The following is a 16,677-nucleotide window of genomic DNA, read 5'->3' on the forward strand; positions in this document are numbered from 1 at the left end:
TGTTGTTTTGATTTATAAACTCTATTGGTTTTGACCCTCTAAAACAAGCGTACAGCGCAATAAACAAAATCGAACACCCAGTAACACCCTTGTGTCTAAAAGCGCTGCCAAAAAGCCTTAAAATAAGTTTTATTGCCTTTTAAGGATATAAATATGGGAAGAATACTCCCGGCTACCCAAGGCTTTTAAATTGGACCACAATCCAACCGCAAACGCCCTCACATAATTTTGGTTTCCCGTTTTATATTTTTCAGAAAGCAATGAAACATAAAAGGAATCAAAAAGCATGGGCTTCACCTGAACGACTTTCATACCTTGTTTGCCAAATAACTTTTCAATGGACATTTTGGAAAAATGCCAAAGGTGTCTTGGTACATCATAAGCCGCCCAGAATTCTTTATAGTGTTGCGCATCATAGGATTTGAAATTAGGGACAGCGACAACAAGTGTTCCATCTTCGGAAAGTACCGAAACCAAATTTTTGATCTGTTCCTCCAGATTTGGCAAATGCTCTAAAACATGCCAAAGGGTAACCACCCCATAATTCTTTTCCAAAACAGCATCCAAATCGGAATTCAATTCCACCCCTTTTTCCGCTGCCCTATTCCGGGCATCCAGGTTGGGCTCCACACCTTCAACGTGCCAATTGTTTTTTTGGGCCTTTAAAAGAAAATCACCGGTCCCTGCACCAACATCCAATAAGGTTCTATTTCCACTACTGTACTTTTCTATAAGTGCCACCTTTTTATGAAGGCTGTACTTTTTTACCCGTTGATAAAGTTTTTCCACTACGGTTTCTTTGGCATCAGTATGTGAAATATAGTTTTCACTTTTATAATACACGTCCAAATTTTTGGGCTGTGGTTGGGTAGACAACATCTGCAACACGGAATCATGAACAAGTTCAAAATCCTCCCCCGTAACAGAATAATCCTTAGTTTTTAAATATGGTTTCATTATAATTGTGCGTAGACAAATATTCGTTTTTAAGATCTCGAAGATACTTTAAAACCATTTCACGTGAAAGCGAATCGATATGTAAACAATCCTTTTCCAAATCACTGTAAACCTCTATCGCAATATACCAATGACCCTTTCTTGAAACGGTATTGTCCTCATCCGAAAAGATGGAATCCATGTCATCATTGCCCAAAGCGGCATTTACAAACACATCCATTACCACAGGAAAAAGGTTCAAGGCTTTATCCGAAATTTCCACTTCATAAAATGAAAAAAAGTACTGTTCCCCCTCAATGGCAAAAGGAACATCATCATAAACATTTTCATTATCCAATGCAAACTTGGTGTCCACAAAATTATAGAACCCATTGGCTTCCTTGGGGTCCTCGAAAACAAACATTTCCCTTTTTGGCAATGTTCTTTGGAAAGACTTACCACGGGTAATTCTGTAATCATCAATATCAGGCGCAATTCGTAAAGGGATGCATGAAGTAAAAAACAAAACAAGCAATACTCCAGAAAAAACAATTCTCATTTCAATGTTTTGATTACCTCTAGACCTATCAAAAATCAAGCCATTCCAATCGTTGGCCTGACCAGGAAAACAACAACACAAACAATAAAATGGACTAGGTGATTCTATTTAAATCTTTAATTGTTCCACGTGGAACAATTTGTGCTCACCTTCCCATATACACCAAAAGCACACTGATATCCGACGGAGAGACTCCACTAATGCGCGAGGCTTGTGAGATGGTAACAGGCCTAATGGCCTCCAATTTTTCCCGCGCTTCAAAGGAGAGCGATTTCAATTTCCTGTAATCGAAATTATCAGGGATTTTGACATTCTCCAGGCGATGCAATTTATCCGCATTGTTCTTTTCCTTCTCAATATATCCAGCATACTTAATTTGGATTTCAGCCTGCTCCATTTCTTCCCTTCCCAAATCATTCTCGGCTACATAATCAGAAACAGATTTTAATTCCATCATATGCTCCATAGTAACATTTGGCCTGGAAAAAACTTTGAACATTTTATCTGATTGCTTAACCAAGGATGAATTAACACGGTCCAAAATAGGATTAATATCCTCTGGAATCACACTGGTTTTCTTAAAGAAAGAAACCAATGCAGCAGATCTACGTTCCTTTTCTTCCCTACGTTTTAAACGATCTTCAGAAGCCAAACCTATGGCATAACTCTTCGGCGTTAAACGTAAATCAGCATTATCCTGGCGCAAAAGAGTCCTATATTCCGCTCTAGAAGTAAACATCCGATATGGTTCTTCCGTTCCCTTTGTAATCAAATCATCGATAAGGACTCCAATATAAGCCTCATCCCTTTTTAAAATAAATGGCTCTTTTTCGTTTAATTTTAAGTGTGCATTTATACCTGCCATCAAACCCTGGGAGGCTGCCTCTTCATATCCCGTAGTGCCATTGATCTGTCCCGCGAAATACAAATTTTCGACAAGTTTTGTTTCTAAGGTATGCTTCAATTGGGTGGGTGGAAAGTAATCGTATTCTATGGCATACCCTGGTCTAAAGAATTTCACTTTTTCAAAACCTACAACTGACCGAAGTGCTTTAAATTGCACATCTTCTGGAAGCGATGTGGAGAAACCATTGACATAAACCTCAACCGTATCCCAACCCTCAGGTTCTACAAATAATTGATGACTGTCCTTATCGGCAAATCGATTGATCTTATCCTCAATAGACGGACAATAACGAGGTCCAATACTTTTAATTCGACCATTGAACATCGGAGAGCGATCAAAGCCTTCCTTCAATAGATCATGAACCAAGGTACTCGTATGACTCATATAACAATCCCGTTGTTCTGTAAGCACAGGTGTGTCCAAATAAGAAAATTTCTCTGGAATGGCATCCCCAGGTTGGACAATCATTTTGGAATAATCCAAAGAGCGACCATCAACCCTGGGTGGTGTACCTGTTTTCATTCGACCACTTTCAAAACCTAATTTCGTAAGTTGTTCGGTTATTCCCGTAGCCGCCTTTTCCCCGGCCCGACCACCGCCAAATTGTTTGTCCCCGATATGGATTAAGCCGTTTAAGAAAGTACCATTGGTCAACACCACAGCTTTACCTCGAATATCAATACCCAAGGAAGTCTTAACCCCAACCACTTTGTTCCCTTCCAACAACAAGCCTTGAATCATCTCCTGATAGAAATCAACATTTGGAGTACGTTCCAAAGCCAATCGCCATTCTTCTGCAAAACGCATTCGGTCACTTTGTACCCTAGGGCTCCACATTGCAGGACCTTTGGATTTGTTAAGCATTTTAAACTGTATGGCGGACTTGTCAGAAATGATTCCACTATATCCTCCTAAGGCATCTATCTCCCGAACAATTTGTCCCTTAGCAATTCCGCCCATAGCAGGATTACAAGACATTTGTCCAATGGTTTGTAGGTTCATCGTAGCCAATAAGGTTTTAGAACCCATATTCGCAGCAGCTGCAGCAGCCTCCGCCCCGGCGTGACCACCTCCTACAACTATAACATCATATACTTCTCCAAACATAACTTTACATTTGTTCCACGTGGAACAATTTAATTTTTTCTTCTTCCTTAGTCCGCATCATCTTTATATCCTCTTCATTCTTATCATTATAATCCATGATGTGTAAAAGACCATGGGACATAACACGCAATAATTCCATTTTAAAAGACCCCTTAAAAGAATCGGCATTCTCTCTAACACGTTCTATGGAAATAAAAATATCAGCGCTAATGATATCTCCATTTCTATAATCAAAGGTGATAATATCAGTATATGTATCGTGATATAAATATTGCTGATTTACGTTTAATAAGTACTCGTCATCACAGAAAATATAATTAATATCCCCTACCTCAAAAGACTCAGTTTCTATCACCCTATTTATCCAATGGATATACTTGGGTGCTGATTCTAACTTAAAATTCGTTTCATAGAAAATATTAATCATCCTTTTCGAAATATTCCTTAACCTTAATTTGAAAATTTTGGCGCAAAGGTAATGCTTGTCTATTTAATATTTCGGTGTCGTTCCTATAATTGTCCAGTATACTAGGCCGACTTAATATGGGGTTTTTGAAAGTATCTAGATTAGAATTACTTTTCCTTTCAGATTTTTTTCCCTTCGTAAGCGCAGCATCCTCCAATTTCAACAATTCGTGTTCAATGTTATTGATTTTGTTTAGTGCCCTATTGGTAACACCATTTTCTATCAGGTCATTCTCAAAATCCTCCATTTGTTTCAACAACTTTTCTCCTAATTTTCGATCATCATTATTGATCATGTCATTTAACTGCTTTCCTAATTCCTGTCTTAGGATTTGCTGTTCCTTATAAATCTCATAGATTTCCTTTAAATCGGATTCACTCATTCCCGAACCACTATCCGGCCCCTTGCCATTGGCACCAGAACCTTTATTATTTTCCTGTGTGTCTCCCTTCCCATTTCCATCACCTATACCATTATTCCCGGAATCACCATCTTCCCCTTGTTCACCTTTTCCTTTCTCTCCAGCATTCGGTTTAGATCCCTTAGAATCGCCTAAGCCATTTAACTTTTCCTTTAAACTACCTTGGCCTTTAATAATATCCGGTAATTGAAAGCCCTTTTCCCCTTTTCCCGATCCTGAACTAGGCATCATACTTTGTTGCATGTTATCCAAAATATTGGCAAGAAAATCCGCTAAACCATTACTTGCATTCAATACATACTTTTGATAGGATACACCTTGATACATCTGGTTTTCAGCAATACTCTCCAAAGACTTATCAATATTATAATATACTTCAGTGATCTGTTCATTAACATATTCAGATAACTCTGCTCTTCGCAACGACAATGAAAACAAACTATCATCAATATGTTCAAAGAGCCTTCTTAACTCATGCTGCTTTTTGATGGTACCTGAAAAATCGGCAATTTCAAGATCCGATTCTTCCAACACATCAAACAACTTTTCTTGTTTAAAAGAAAATATAACCAGATTATCCAGAATTTGTCTAAGCATTTCGGCATCCTCCGTAATGGTAGAACCATCTCCGGATTCGGATGTGGAAGCGCTTAACTTTTCGGACATTTCTTTCATTTTTTGAGCAGCCGATTTTTGTTTGTTCTTAATATCATTGTCTTTTTGAGGATCGGAAGCTTTATCATCCCCACTTCCCGCTTGCTTTTCGATTTCTTTTAGTGCATCTTGTTGGTCTTCTTTGATGGATTTCTCCTTTTCTTTATCAATATCAAATGACAAAGGTTTCTTCAAATTTTCATTATCCTTTTGAAGTTCTTCCAATTCATCCATCACCTCTTCAAACCCTTCATTCAATTCCTCCTGACTTTTTTGTTGTAATGGTAATTCCCTTTCCTCCTCAGATAACGTTTCTTGTTTTTCTGCCAATTTATTAAGATCACTAGCTAACTGAGCCGCTTTTTCAGTTACATAATATCTTTTGGTTAGTTCCAACAACTGTTCAAGATTGCGTTTGCCATTCTGTTGTTTTTTACCCAATTCCTCCAATCGTCGACTGAGTTCCTCCTTATCTATTTTATCTGCAATCTTTTTAAGCTCCTCCAACAACCGCTCATTCTTTTTGGCTTCCAATTCCTGGCGTTCCAAACGTTCTTGAAGCAGTTTATTACGTTCATTATTATCAGAAGACTTCTGTAAATTATCTTTTAACTGATCACTGAACTTCTGCATCAATTGCTCTTGTTGTTCCTGCTTATTTAAAAAATCCCTGATTTCATTTTGATCATTGAAATTCAGGATATTCTTTTCCTTTTGTACTTTGTTAATTCTTTCGAGTACTTTATCCTGTTCCTCCAACTTATCCAAGGTTCGGTCCATATTCTTAATAATGGCCTCTTGATCTTCAAGTGCTTTCTTTTCCAATTCTGACTGATTCAACAAACGGGATTCAAAAACGTTACTTGAAACCATCTTACCCCCATGAATGGCATCATTGTCAACAACCCTAAAAAAATATTGATAGTCCACATTTTCCTTTAAATCCAAACCAGAAGGAAAAGTATAATAAAACTGGTGGAAATTAGTTTTCGGTTTGCTAAGAATCAAACTTTGTGAAGATTGATCCTTCCCTTTTTCAAACCAAACCACCTCAACACGATTGAGTCCATAATCATCGGAGGATTCACCAACGAAATACGATTGATTCGGATTCAAGCTATCCAAAACCTGCTCTACTTTAATTTTAGGATAAGTATCCTTTTTAACGGTCAGGACAAAACTTAATTTTTCGTAATCGGTAACATTCTTATTGGAAGATGTAATTTCATACTCATAAGTATTATAGATATGATTGGACAACATAAAACCTTCAGGGGAACCACTGAAATTCCAAACGGTATCTTTATCGATCATGTGTACTTCCTCCGTATTATTCCCGATGATCTTCCATGTCGCCAAGGTTCCTTCCGGTACTATTGCATTCCCGGTACTTTTAAGAACCTCATCCTGAAGATATAAATATGCCGGGTACTTGAACCTAACTTGAAAATTTTGGATTTTGGGTGTCTTTAACACATTTAAATGATACATCTCCGAGGCTACATCACCGGAAAAAAATTGAAAATCACAACTTTCCAATGGAGGTGAAAAGGTATGTTGGAATTCATTATTATCTTCCTGAAGAATAAGCTCCTTTCCATTTATCCTAATAAATACAGCATCTGGACGTACATCCCCTTGGGTAGTGACCTTAATCGTATACGATTTATCTTCCAAAACATTAAGGTCCCTTGTTATAAGTTCAAAGGAAAATGGAGCTGGTGGGGCATAAGCCAAATCATAATTTACCACCCTGGTATACGTACTGAAAAAAGAACCCCAATTACCACTTAAATAAATCAATCCCACCAAGAACAAGGGTACTCCAAAATACTTTATATACTTTAAATTCTCCTTGAAATCTATTGCTTGTGTAAAAGGAACCGGTTTTAAAACTTTAGATCTCTGTTCTATACTTGCCAGTAATAATTCCGATTGGTTTTTATCCTCTTCCAAATCCAAAAGATTCAATAACTTATCTGCAACATTAGGAAAATGTTTCCCTATTAAACGAGAAGCCTCTTTGCTCGTTATTCCCCTTTTAATTCTAAAAATATAAAGTATAGGAACAAAAATAAACCGGTAAAATAAAAAACCCGTCAAAATCAAAAAACAGAAAAATAGTATCGCACGTCCGGTGGAATTCAACCAAAGGAAATATTCGACACCCAAGACCATCAACAAAAATAAAACACCCATGACCACAAAAAGAAGAACTCCTTTGATCAACTCCTTGGTATAATACTTCTTAGAGAAATCATTTAACTTATCCAATATGTCATTATAGGCCTGCAAAATCCAATTAATTTTAAGCCAAGATAATTTATATCTTGTATTTGTGCATCAAATTCTTGTTAAAAGGCCATAAAACATAATGTATTCAGTAGATTAACCCCCTTGGGTGCTTCGAGGTATTGACTTATCTTTGCTCAAAAATAAACCAGTCGATGAGTTCAAAAGTCAGAGTTAGATTTGCCCCCAGTCCAACAGGACCATTACATATTGGTGGAGTAAGGACCGCATTATTCAATTATCTTTTCGCCAAACGATTAAAAGGTGACTTCATTCTTCGAATAGAGGATACCGATCAGACAAGGTATGTTGAAGGTGCTGAAAAATATATTATAGAAGCTTTGGAATGGTGTGGTTTACCCTATGATGAAGGTCCAGGTAAGAACGGTGGTTTTGGACCCTATCGCCAAAGTGAACGTAAACATATATATAAGGAATACGCTGAGGAATTAATATCCAAGGGTCACGCCTATTACGCGTTTGACACTTCTGAGGAATTAGACGGCCATCGTAAAGATCACGAAGCCAAGGGAAAGACCTTCATATATAATTGGCACAATAGACTGAAACTGACCAATTCTTTGTCGCTCACTCCAGATCAAACCAAAGCAAGATTAGACGCTGGGGAGGACTACGTAATCCGTTTTTTGACCCCCCAAGACCAAAAGTTGCACTTAACCGACATCATTAGGGGAGACATTGAGATTGATACGAATATCCTGGATGATAAGGTTTTATTCAAAAGTGATGGTATGCCCACGTATCATTTAGCCAATATCGTAGATGATCATTTAATGAAAATTACCCATGTCATTCGTGGAGAGGAGTGGTTACCTTCTTTGGCTTTACACCAAATGCTTTACACCTCCTTTAATTGGGAAACACCCCAATTTGCCCATTTACCCCTAATCATGAAACCGGTCGGCAAAGGAAAATTAAGTAAGCGAGATGGGGACAAGCTCGGTTTTCCCGTCTTCCCTTTATCATGGAATGATTCCGTAGGTTACCGTGAAGCCGGATATTTTCCGGAATCCGTAGTCAACTTTTTGGCCCTACTGGGTTGGAATCCCGGTACCGAACAAGAACTATTCAACCTACAAGAACTTATAGACCAATTCAGTCTTGAGCGTGTACATAAATCAGGAGCCCGTTTCGACCCCGATAAAACCAAATGGTATAATCACCAATACCTACAACAGAAACCAGATAGTGAATTGGCCTCCTTATTTCAGCCAGAATTAATTGAACGGGGCATTTCCGAGGAGCTTGTACATTTGGATTACCTTGAAAAGGTAGTATGCTTAATCAAGGAACGCGCGAATTTCGTTTCCGATTTTTGGGAATTAAGTGACTATTTCTTTGAAGCTCCGAAAACATACGAAGAAAAAGCGGTTCGTAAACAATGGAAAGAAGATACTCCCAAACTCATGGCAGATCTTATAACCGTGCTCGAAAGTATATCCGATTTTTCATCTGAAAATGTCGAAAATACCGTGAAACAATGGATTACTGATAAGGAATTATCTTTCGGAAAAGTAATGCCCCCTTTACGTTTAATAATTGTCGGTGCTATGAAAGGCCCACATTTATTCGATATCCTTTCGATGATCGGTAAAGACAATAGCATTGGTCGTATCGAAAAGGCACTTAGTACCTTATAACTTGGTGCCCCTAATAAAATCGATACTGTTTTTACCAACATACCAATACCTTTTCGTAAATTGAATCAATAACTTAAAACATATCTATCATGGGTAACTATTTATTAATACCATTAATATTATTTATAATTATCACTATTGGTTCGGGCATATTCATTGTGAAACAACAAACGGCCGTACTCATAGAAACATTCGGAAAATTCACAAGTGTGCGACATTCCGGAATTCAATTCAAGATTCCATTTGTCCAACGTATCGCGGCACGGGTGGGTCTAAAAATCCAACAACTGGATGTTATTGTCGAAACTAAAACCTTGGATGATGTTTTTGTAAAGCTGAAAGTATCTGTTCAGTATGTAGTCATCAAAGAAAAAGTTTATGAAGCTTTTTATAAATTGGAATATCCCCATGATCAAATAACATCCTATGTATTTGACGTAGTACGTGCCGAAGTACCTAAAATGAAATTGGATGATGTCTTTGTTAAAAAGGATGACATAGCCATTGCTGTTAAAGCTGAGTTACAGGACGCCATGATCACCTATGGATACGACATCATCAAGACCCTGGTTACCGATATTGATCCCGATGCCCAGGTAAAAGCGGCCATGAACCGAATAAATGCCTCTGAAAGAGAAAAAATTGCAGCCCAATTCGAAGGTGATGCCGCTCGAATCCTTATCGTAGAAAAAGCGAAGGCCGAAGCGGAAAGTAAAAGATTACAAGGACAGGGTATTGCAGATCAACGCCGGGAAATTGCCCGAGGCTTGGAGGAATCCGTTGAAGTATTGAACAAGGTTGGAATAAATTCCCAAGAAGCGTCTGCGCTAATTGTCGTAACCCAACATTATGATACCTTACAATCCATTGGAGAGGAAACCAACACCAATTTGATTCTATTACCGAATTCCCCCCAAGCAGGTAGCGATATGTTAAACAACATGGTTGCCTCATTTACAGCCAGTAATATGATTGGAGAGGAAATGAAAAAGAAAATCAATACTAAAAAAGAGAAATAGCAACTTACTCCTATAACCAAAAAACCACTTATGAATCATAAGTGGTTTTTTTATTTCTAAAATTATTCTAATCGGTATGGTTTTTACCCCTAAAACAGCAAATTCTTGTTTGTAGCCATTTTAAGCGACGATCTAAAGCCTTCCCTTGGAATCATATTGGCTAAAATTAAAAATCGCTGAACATTGCTTAAAACAATCCATATTTAATAGATAATACCGATTGATATATTTAATTTAATAAATAATATCAATCTTAGTTGTTTTGCTGTAATTTTGCCCATGTATCACGTAATCCGACGGTTCTATTAAAAACCAATTTTTCAGGAGTCGAATCCTTGTCCACACAGAAATAACCCAATCTTTGGAATTGCACCCGATCCTCCACTTTGGCGCTTTTTAAACTTGGCTCCAAATACCCTGTGATGACATTCAAAGAATCCGGGTTAACGAATTCCATAAAATCCTTGTCCTTATGGGTATCCGGACTTTCATCCAAGAACAAACGATCATATACCCGTACCTCTGCTTTTAACGCATGTTGTATAGAAACCCAATGCAAAGTCCCTTTTACTTTCCGTAGACTTTCCTCTGAACCACTTCCACTTTTACTTTTTGGATCATAGGTACATTGAATTTCGGTAATGTTTCCCTCTGCATCCTTGGTACAACTTTCTGCTTTTATGATATAGGCATTTTTCAACCGTACCTCACCGCCGAGTTTCAATCTAAAAAATTTGCGATTCGCCTCTTCCCTAAAATCGTTCTTCTCAATATAGATTTCCCTGGAGAATGGAACTTGCCTTGATCCTGCATTTTCATCTTCAGGATTGTTTTCAGCCTCCAACCATTCTTCATCTCCTTCAGGATAATTAGTGATAACCACCTTTATGGGATCTAAAACCCCCATCACCCTAGGTGCAATTTTGTTTAAATGCTCCCTTGCATGAAACTCCATCAACGAAACATCAATTAAATTTTCTCTTTTTGCAATACCAATGGTATCCGCAAAATTTCGAATTGATTCCGGTGTATATCCTCTACGACGTAAACCGGAAATGGTAGGCATTCGGGGATCGTCCCAACCTTCAACGACATTCTCCTCAACCAATTTCAACAACTTTCTTTTGCTAACCACGGTATGACTTAAATTTCTTCGCGCAAATTCCCGTTGTTTAGGCCGCACTTTGTCCCTATCGTAAACTTGATCCAAAAACCAATCATACAATTCACGATGGGGTAAAAACTCTAGGGTACACAAAGAGTGTGATACCTGTTCTATATAATCACTTTCCCCATGCGTCCAATCATACATCGGATAAATACACCAATCGGTATTTGTTCTATGATGCGCTTTATGCAAGATGCGGTACATAATAGGGTCGCGCATCAACATGTTAGAGGATGCCATATCTATTTTTGCCCGAAGCACATGGGTTCCTTCTTTAAAATTACCATTTTTCATGGCCTCGAACAACTCCATATTTTCCGCTACAGTCCGATTTCGGTACGGACTAGGAGTTCCTGGTTCTGTAGGTGTTCCTTTTTGTTCCGCCATTTCCTCGGAGGATTGACTATCGACATACGCCTTTCCCTTTTCAATCAACAACACCGCCCAATCGTACAACTGTTGGAAATAATCAGAGGCATACCGTTCGGTATCCCAATGGTATCCCAACCATTGGACATCCCTTTTTATAGCGTCAACAAATTCCTGCTCCTCCTTCACGGGATTCGTGTCATCAAACCTTAGATTCACCGGCGCATTATACCGTAAACCCAAGCCAAAATTAAGACAGATTGAACTAGCGTGTCCTATGTGTAAATACCCATTAGGCTCCGGTGGAAAACGAAATCGCAATTTATCCTTGGAAAAACCGTTATTAAGGTCCTCCTCTATAATATGTTCAATGAAATTCAATGATTTTGGAGCTTCACTCATTTGATTTGTTTTAAGCAAAGCAAATGTAGCAAAATTGCAGGGATTACAGGCTATTAAATGGCCTAGCATACAAATAGTAGGATTTCACAACAGAAATACGATACAGCACAACAATAAATTTTTTGGCCTGTTAATAAGTTTAATATTTGTTTTTGAATACTAACACAATAAAACGGAAATACAGCACACCCAACTGTAAATCTTTAAAAACGAACCCCAAATCAACCCTTTCAGACGGTAAACTATTGTTATTTAAAAAGCACTACTTATGAAACCTACATTAAATTACCATGTCCGTCTTTTTCTGATTGCATTTATGCTAATGGGTCTAAACACCATTTCGGCACAAATACTAGTAAACGCCCCTGAACCGGCAGATAATCCCAATTTGGCAGGTAACACAGCTTGGACCGCCATCTGTGCGGGAGTGGGTGGGTTCAATGAATATTATGTCAATATTTCATGGGCAGGTACCGCGAACAGTGGCAACGAGTTCATTCTAGAACTCTCTGATGCCAGTGGTAATTTCAGCAATCCAGTGGAATTGCTACGTGTCGGTGACCAAAACGGCAACTCCTCAAAAGAGTTCAGCGCAGCATTTTCAATACCAACAGATACAAGAGGACAAGGATATACCATGCGGGTCAAATCGACCGACCCTGAATATACCAGTAGTGTATCCTCTCCATATCATATGTATTATATGGATGTTACCACCAACATAAACATTAGTGCCGATGGTAGTGGAGTCCCTCCTGGGATGGTATGTTCCACAGGGCCTATAACCTTACAGGTTGACAATGTTCCCAATCCAGAAACCTATCAGTATATTTGGTATATGAGTGGTACCCCAATTACCGGGGAAACCGGTCACACCCTAAACGTATCAACTTCAGGAATGTACTATGCCCTTATCGATTATGGTAATGTATGCTCAGGTTCCGGTAATACCGATTCCAATATCGTGGATGTAACCATTGGGTCAGGTGGACAGGGTATATTCATAAACCCTCCAACGAAAAACATTCTTTGTGCAGGGGAAACCGAAACCTTAAGTATTAATACAACCGATCCATCATGGAGCTATATTTGGTTTAAGGATGGCGTCCAGATTCCCGGAGCAACCTCATCCTCCTATATCGTGGATGCCAGCAGTGCTGATTTCGAAGGCGACTATCAAGTGGAAATATCAGCAAGTGCCATATGTAATGAAAAATCTGCTGCCATTACCATGTCAAATGCGGATGAATTCACAGTCACCAAGGACAATGCTGAAAACATGGTCTTATTACCTACACAGACCAAAAACCTAAACATTATAACGACAGCCATTTCACCAACCTATAAATGGTTTAGAAACGGTTCGGAAATATCCGGTGAAACCAGCAACAGCTTAAATGTTACCCAAGAAGGCACTTATTATGCAGAGATTACCCAAAGTGGGGGAACATGTCCAGGTACTATCAAAAATTCAGAAACAACAACGGTTGTCGTACCCGAATCCTTTGAATTGATTACCGATTATGCCGCCGCATATACGGCCTGTGAAACGACGAATATCGTACTTCAAGTACAGACGATAAATGCCGTATTATCAGATGCCAGTAAAATCGATGTAACCTCCGATATCGCCACCGGCTTTTCGTATCAATGGAAAATGAATGGCACCGATGTTTCCGGGGCAACAAGTAATTCAATCAGCTTAACCGATACCACTGAAAATGGTGACTACACCCTTGAAGGTACTATTGGTTCCTATAACGCCACAAGCAATAGCTTAAACGTTCAATTGCTTACCTCAGAAACATTGAACATCCAAAGTACAAGTACCGTGTATTGCAGTGCTTCCGATTTAGTTACCCTAAGCACCCCAACAGACCTATCAGGGGAAACTTTTGAATGGCAAAAAGATGGTGTAACCGTAAATACAACGGACAGTGCTTTTGATATAGATGCCATAGGTACATACCGTTTGGTTTTAAATAAAAATGGTTGCTCCTTGACATCGAACGAAATCACGATACAACCCTTGGATGAATCCTTGATCACCTTGGATCCCTCATCCGATGTGGTTTTACCGGAAGGGACTTCGAGAACGATCAGTGCAAGTGGAGGTACCGCCTATCGATGGTTCGATGCTTCCAACAATGAGATCAGTACCACTTCTTCACTTAATGTTAGCGAGGCGGGTACTTACACGCTTATCGCAAATATTGATAATTGTGAAATATTTCGAGAAATAAACGTTACCCTATTAGATACCTTTAAGATACCCAATGTTATCAGTGTTAATGGAGATGGTATCAACGACCAATGGGTCCTACCTAATTCGTATTCGAATAAGGCCGATGTTAATGTGATCATTTACAATGAAAAAGGAGAGGAACTATTGAATGAATACGATTATAAAAATTCATGGCCATCCTCATCCCAAGCGTTTCCCAAGCAGAACATGGTATTTTATTATAAGATACGGAATGCCCAAGGAATCCTGAAACAAGGTACAATAACTGTAATTAGATAAACTAATACAATGTTTAAGAATAGATTTTTATTTATACTAATGCTTATTACGGCACTGACCCAAGTCAATGCCCAAGAAGACTCACCATTTGTTACCTATGATGTGCCTTCCCAAAACTTGTTGAAGTATAACCGATTCTTGATCAACCCAACGTTTTCAACGGTTCGGGAAGATGTTTCGTATATAAATCTATTACACAGAAACCAATCGGTACAATTTGATGATAACAACCAGAATTACTTCTTAAGTTATAGTGGTAGGATCAGTGATAGGACAGGTCTAGGTTTAAGTCTCTATTCCCAACGGGAAGGTACCGTATCCAACTTTGGTGTTTTGGCCAATTATGCCTATGGTGTCAAATTAAGTGATAAAAGTAATTTTACTTTCGGTGCCAACGTATCCTATTACAATAGTGGTTTCGACCAAAATCGTGTGACCACGGTTGAGGAGGATCCCTTCCTTGCCGGTCTTCAAGATAGTAATCTTCTTTCATTTCAACCCGGTTTCAATATCTCTTACGGTAAGTTCGATTTCGGACTTTTTGCCGAAAACCTATTCGATTATAATTTAAAAACCAGTGAATCGGTAACTGAATTTAAAGACAAAACCTTTTCTGGACACTTACAATACACCCACGAATTTGAAAATGCCTCCGGTATTCTTGAAAGTGGACGGTTAATGCCTTTGGCACGTGCCCGTAAAGTTGGTGAAGATGATGTCGTTTTAGGAGGTAGTCTCATACTAGACCTTCCAAAAATCGGTTGGGTCCAAGGAGGTTATGACAGTTTTTATGGAGCTTCAGCAGGGGTTGGTTTCAACTTAAGTAAACGTCTTTCATTGGGTTATACCATGGAAAAAGGGCTGTCTAGTAATTTTGACAACTTTGGTGTTACCCATGAGATTTCCTTTGCATACTCCTTTACCCCTAATTTGACCGAAGACCGTGTACTACTTGAAAAAGATAATGATCTGGTAGATGCCGATGAACCCATTCGCGAAGACGCCATGGCCAGCTCCGATGACCTTGAGGACCTAAAAAGAAAGTTAGCGGAAAACGATGCTATCATCGAAGAACTGATGTTTAGGCAAGATTCCTTGGAGGCCAATCGTAAAGCAGACCTTCAAAAAAGGTTTGAGATGGTTATGCGCATGGTCAGAAATGAAACGAATGGTACACGACCCGACCTGGAGGAAAAAGCCAAAACAATGTTCCTTGGGGGTAAACCTCCTGTCGCCCTTGCGGATAACAACACCAGTAATGATGGCAGAACCCCATCAGGCAACCAAGAATATACCAATCAGTCTACTAATGGGCCGAAAGCTAACGAAAATCCTGTTTTTGAAACAACTACACCTTCTGATAGGGTGAAGGATGCCGTGGCCACGACCAAATCCACTTATACCACAAAACCTGAAACCGCAAGGGATAGGGTGCAACATGATTCTCCCACTCATAACGAAGTACAACATACGATTAAAAGTCGCAAGTTTCGTGATTTGGAAGGCGTTGAAGATGGTTATTACGTTGTCGCCAATGTTTACAAAGGCGGTGTCTACATGAACAGATTCATTGAAAACCTTGAACAAAAAGGCCTATCGGCAGATTATATTGATAACCCCAATAACGGACTTAAGTATGTGTATTTAGAACGTTACGATACGTGGCAAGAAGCTGTAGCAGCCCATAATAGCAATATTGATGGTAAATATGATGGGGCAACATGGATCATGAATGTAGACAATCGCTACACCAATGAAGCTTATGCCGAAAATTCGAACAAAATAAAAGAGCGATCTTCCAAATACAATACCGATATACTACAAAAGAATGTCATTGTTAAGGATAAGGTTGCCGCCAATAACCTGGAACTAAAAACCCAAATCATCCAAGGTATTGATTCTGGTTATTATTTGATTGCCAATGTTTTCGCCAATCCGAACAATGCCAAACGATTTGTGAAACTATTGAACTCTTACGGATTGCATGCCAGTTATTTCATCAATCCAGAAAATAACTATAGGTATGTTTATTTGAAGAAACATCAGTCTTGGAACAACGCACTTATTTCGTACTATACAAAACTGAATGACTCTTATGATGACCAAATGTGGATTATGCGGGTTACCCCAAATCAAATAGCATAAACCAATCGTTCTTATTAACTAAATATCCTATTATACTCATCGCACAC

General features: G+C 38.8%; 10 protein-coding genes. 4 read left to right on the forward strand and 6 right to left on the reverse strand.

The window, feature by feature from the left end:
• Nucleotides 1-129: 129 nt before the first annotated feature.
• From LX92_RS01120 to LX92_RS01140, 5 genes are all read right to left on the reverse strand, one after another.
• Nucleotides 130-957, reverse strand: a complete 828-nt coding sequence (locus LX92_RS01120; RefSeq protein ID WP_109648436.1) for a class I SAM-dependent methyltransferase — start codon at nt 955-957, stop codon at nt 130-132.
• Nucleotides 935-1,495, reverse strand: coding sequence for a hypothetical protein (locus LX92_RS01125; protein ID WP_109648437.1), 561 nt, complete (start codon nt 1,493-1,495; stop codon nt 935-937). The genes LX92_RS01120 and LX92_RS01125 overlap by 23 nt, the downstream gene beginning before the upstream one ends.
• Before the next feature lie 145 nt (nt 1,496-1,640).
• Nucleotides 1,641-3,509, reverse strand: coding sequence for a tRNA uridine-5-carboxymethylaminomethyl(34) synthesis enzyme MnmG (gene mnmG, locus LX92_RS01130; protein WP_109648438.1), 1,869 nt, complete (start codon nt 3,507-3,509; stop codon nt 1,641-1,643).
• 4 nt (nt 3,510-3,513) lie between these two features.
• Complete coding sequence (ybeY, locus tag LX92_RS01135; RefSeq protein WP_109648439.1) at nt 3,514-3,936, reverse strand: rRNA maturation RNase YbeY; 423 nt, start codon at nt 3,934-3,936, stop codon at nt 3,514-3,516.
• Nucleotides 3,929-7,345 carry a hypothetical protein gene (locus LX92_RS01140; RefSeq protein WP_109648440.1) on the reverse strand — a complete coding sequence of 1,139 codons (3,417 nt, stop codon included), beginning with the start codon at nt 7,343-7,345 and terminating at the stop codon, nt 3,929-3,931. The genes ybeY and LX92_RS01140 overlap by 8 nt, the downstream gene beginning before the upstream one ends.
• 152 nt (nt 7,346-7,497) lie before the next feature.
• On the opposite strand from LX92_RS01140, the gene gltX reads away from it, so the two are divergent.
• Both gltX and LX92_RS01150 read left to right on the forward strand, forming a co-directional pair.
• Complete coding sequence (gene gltX / locus LX92_RS01145; protein ID WP_109648441.1) at nt 7,498-9,003, forward strand: glutamate--tRNA ligase; 1,506 nt, start codon at nt 7,498-7,500, stop codon at nt 9,001-9,003.
• Nucleotides 9,004-9,092: 89 nt separating this feature from the next.
• A complete protein-coding gene (locus LX92_RS01150) occupies nt 9,093-10,022 on the forward strand; it encodes an SPFH domain-containing protein (protein ID WP_109648442.1) in 930 nt (309 codons plus the stop codon).
• Nucleotides 10,023-10,275: 253 nt separating this feature from the next.
• On the opposite strand, the gene LX92_RS01155 is transcribed toward LX92_RS01150, so the two are convergent.
• Nucleotides 10,276-11,961: a glutamine--tRNA ligase/YqeY domain fusion protein gene (locus LX92_RS01155; RefSeq protein WP_109648443.1), complete on the reverse strand. Its 1,686-nt coding sequence runs from the start codon at nt 11,959-11,961 to the stop codon at nt 10,276-10,278.
• A gap of 268 nt (nt 11,962-12,229) precedes the next feature.
• On the opposite strand from LX92_RS01155, the gene LX92_RS01160 reads away from it, so the two are divergent.
• On the forward strand, nt 12,230-14,485 hold the full coding sequence (locus LX92_RS01160) for a T9SS type B sorting domain-containing protein (RefSeq protein WP_109648444.1): 2,256 nt from the start codon (nt 12,230-12,232) through the stop codon (nt 14,483-14,485).
• A 9-nt stretch (nt 14,486-14,494) separates the two neighbouring features.
• Nucleotides 14,495-16,630, forward strand: a complete 2,136-nt coding sequence (locus tag LX92_RS01165; RefSeq protein WP_109648445.1) for a PorP/SprF family type IX secretion system membrane protein — start codon at nt 14,495-14,497, stop codon at nt 16,628-16,630.
• Nucleotides 16,631-16,677 lie beyond the last annotated feature (47 nt).

The organism is Maribacter polysiphoniae (assembly GCF_003148665.1).
Taxonomy (GTDB): Bacteria; Bacteroidota; Bacteroidia; order Flavobacteriales; family Flavobacteriaceae; genus Maribacter_A; species Maribacter_A polysiphoniae.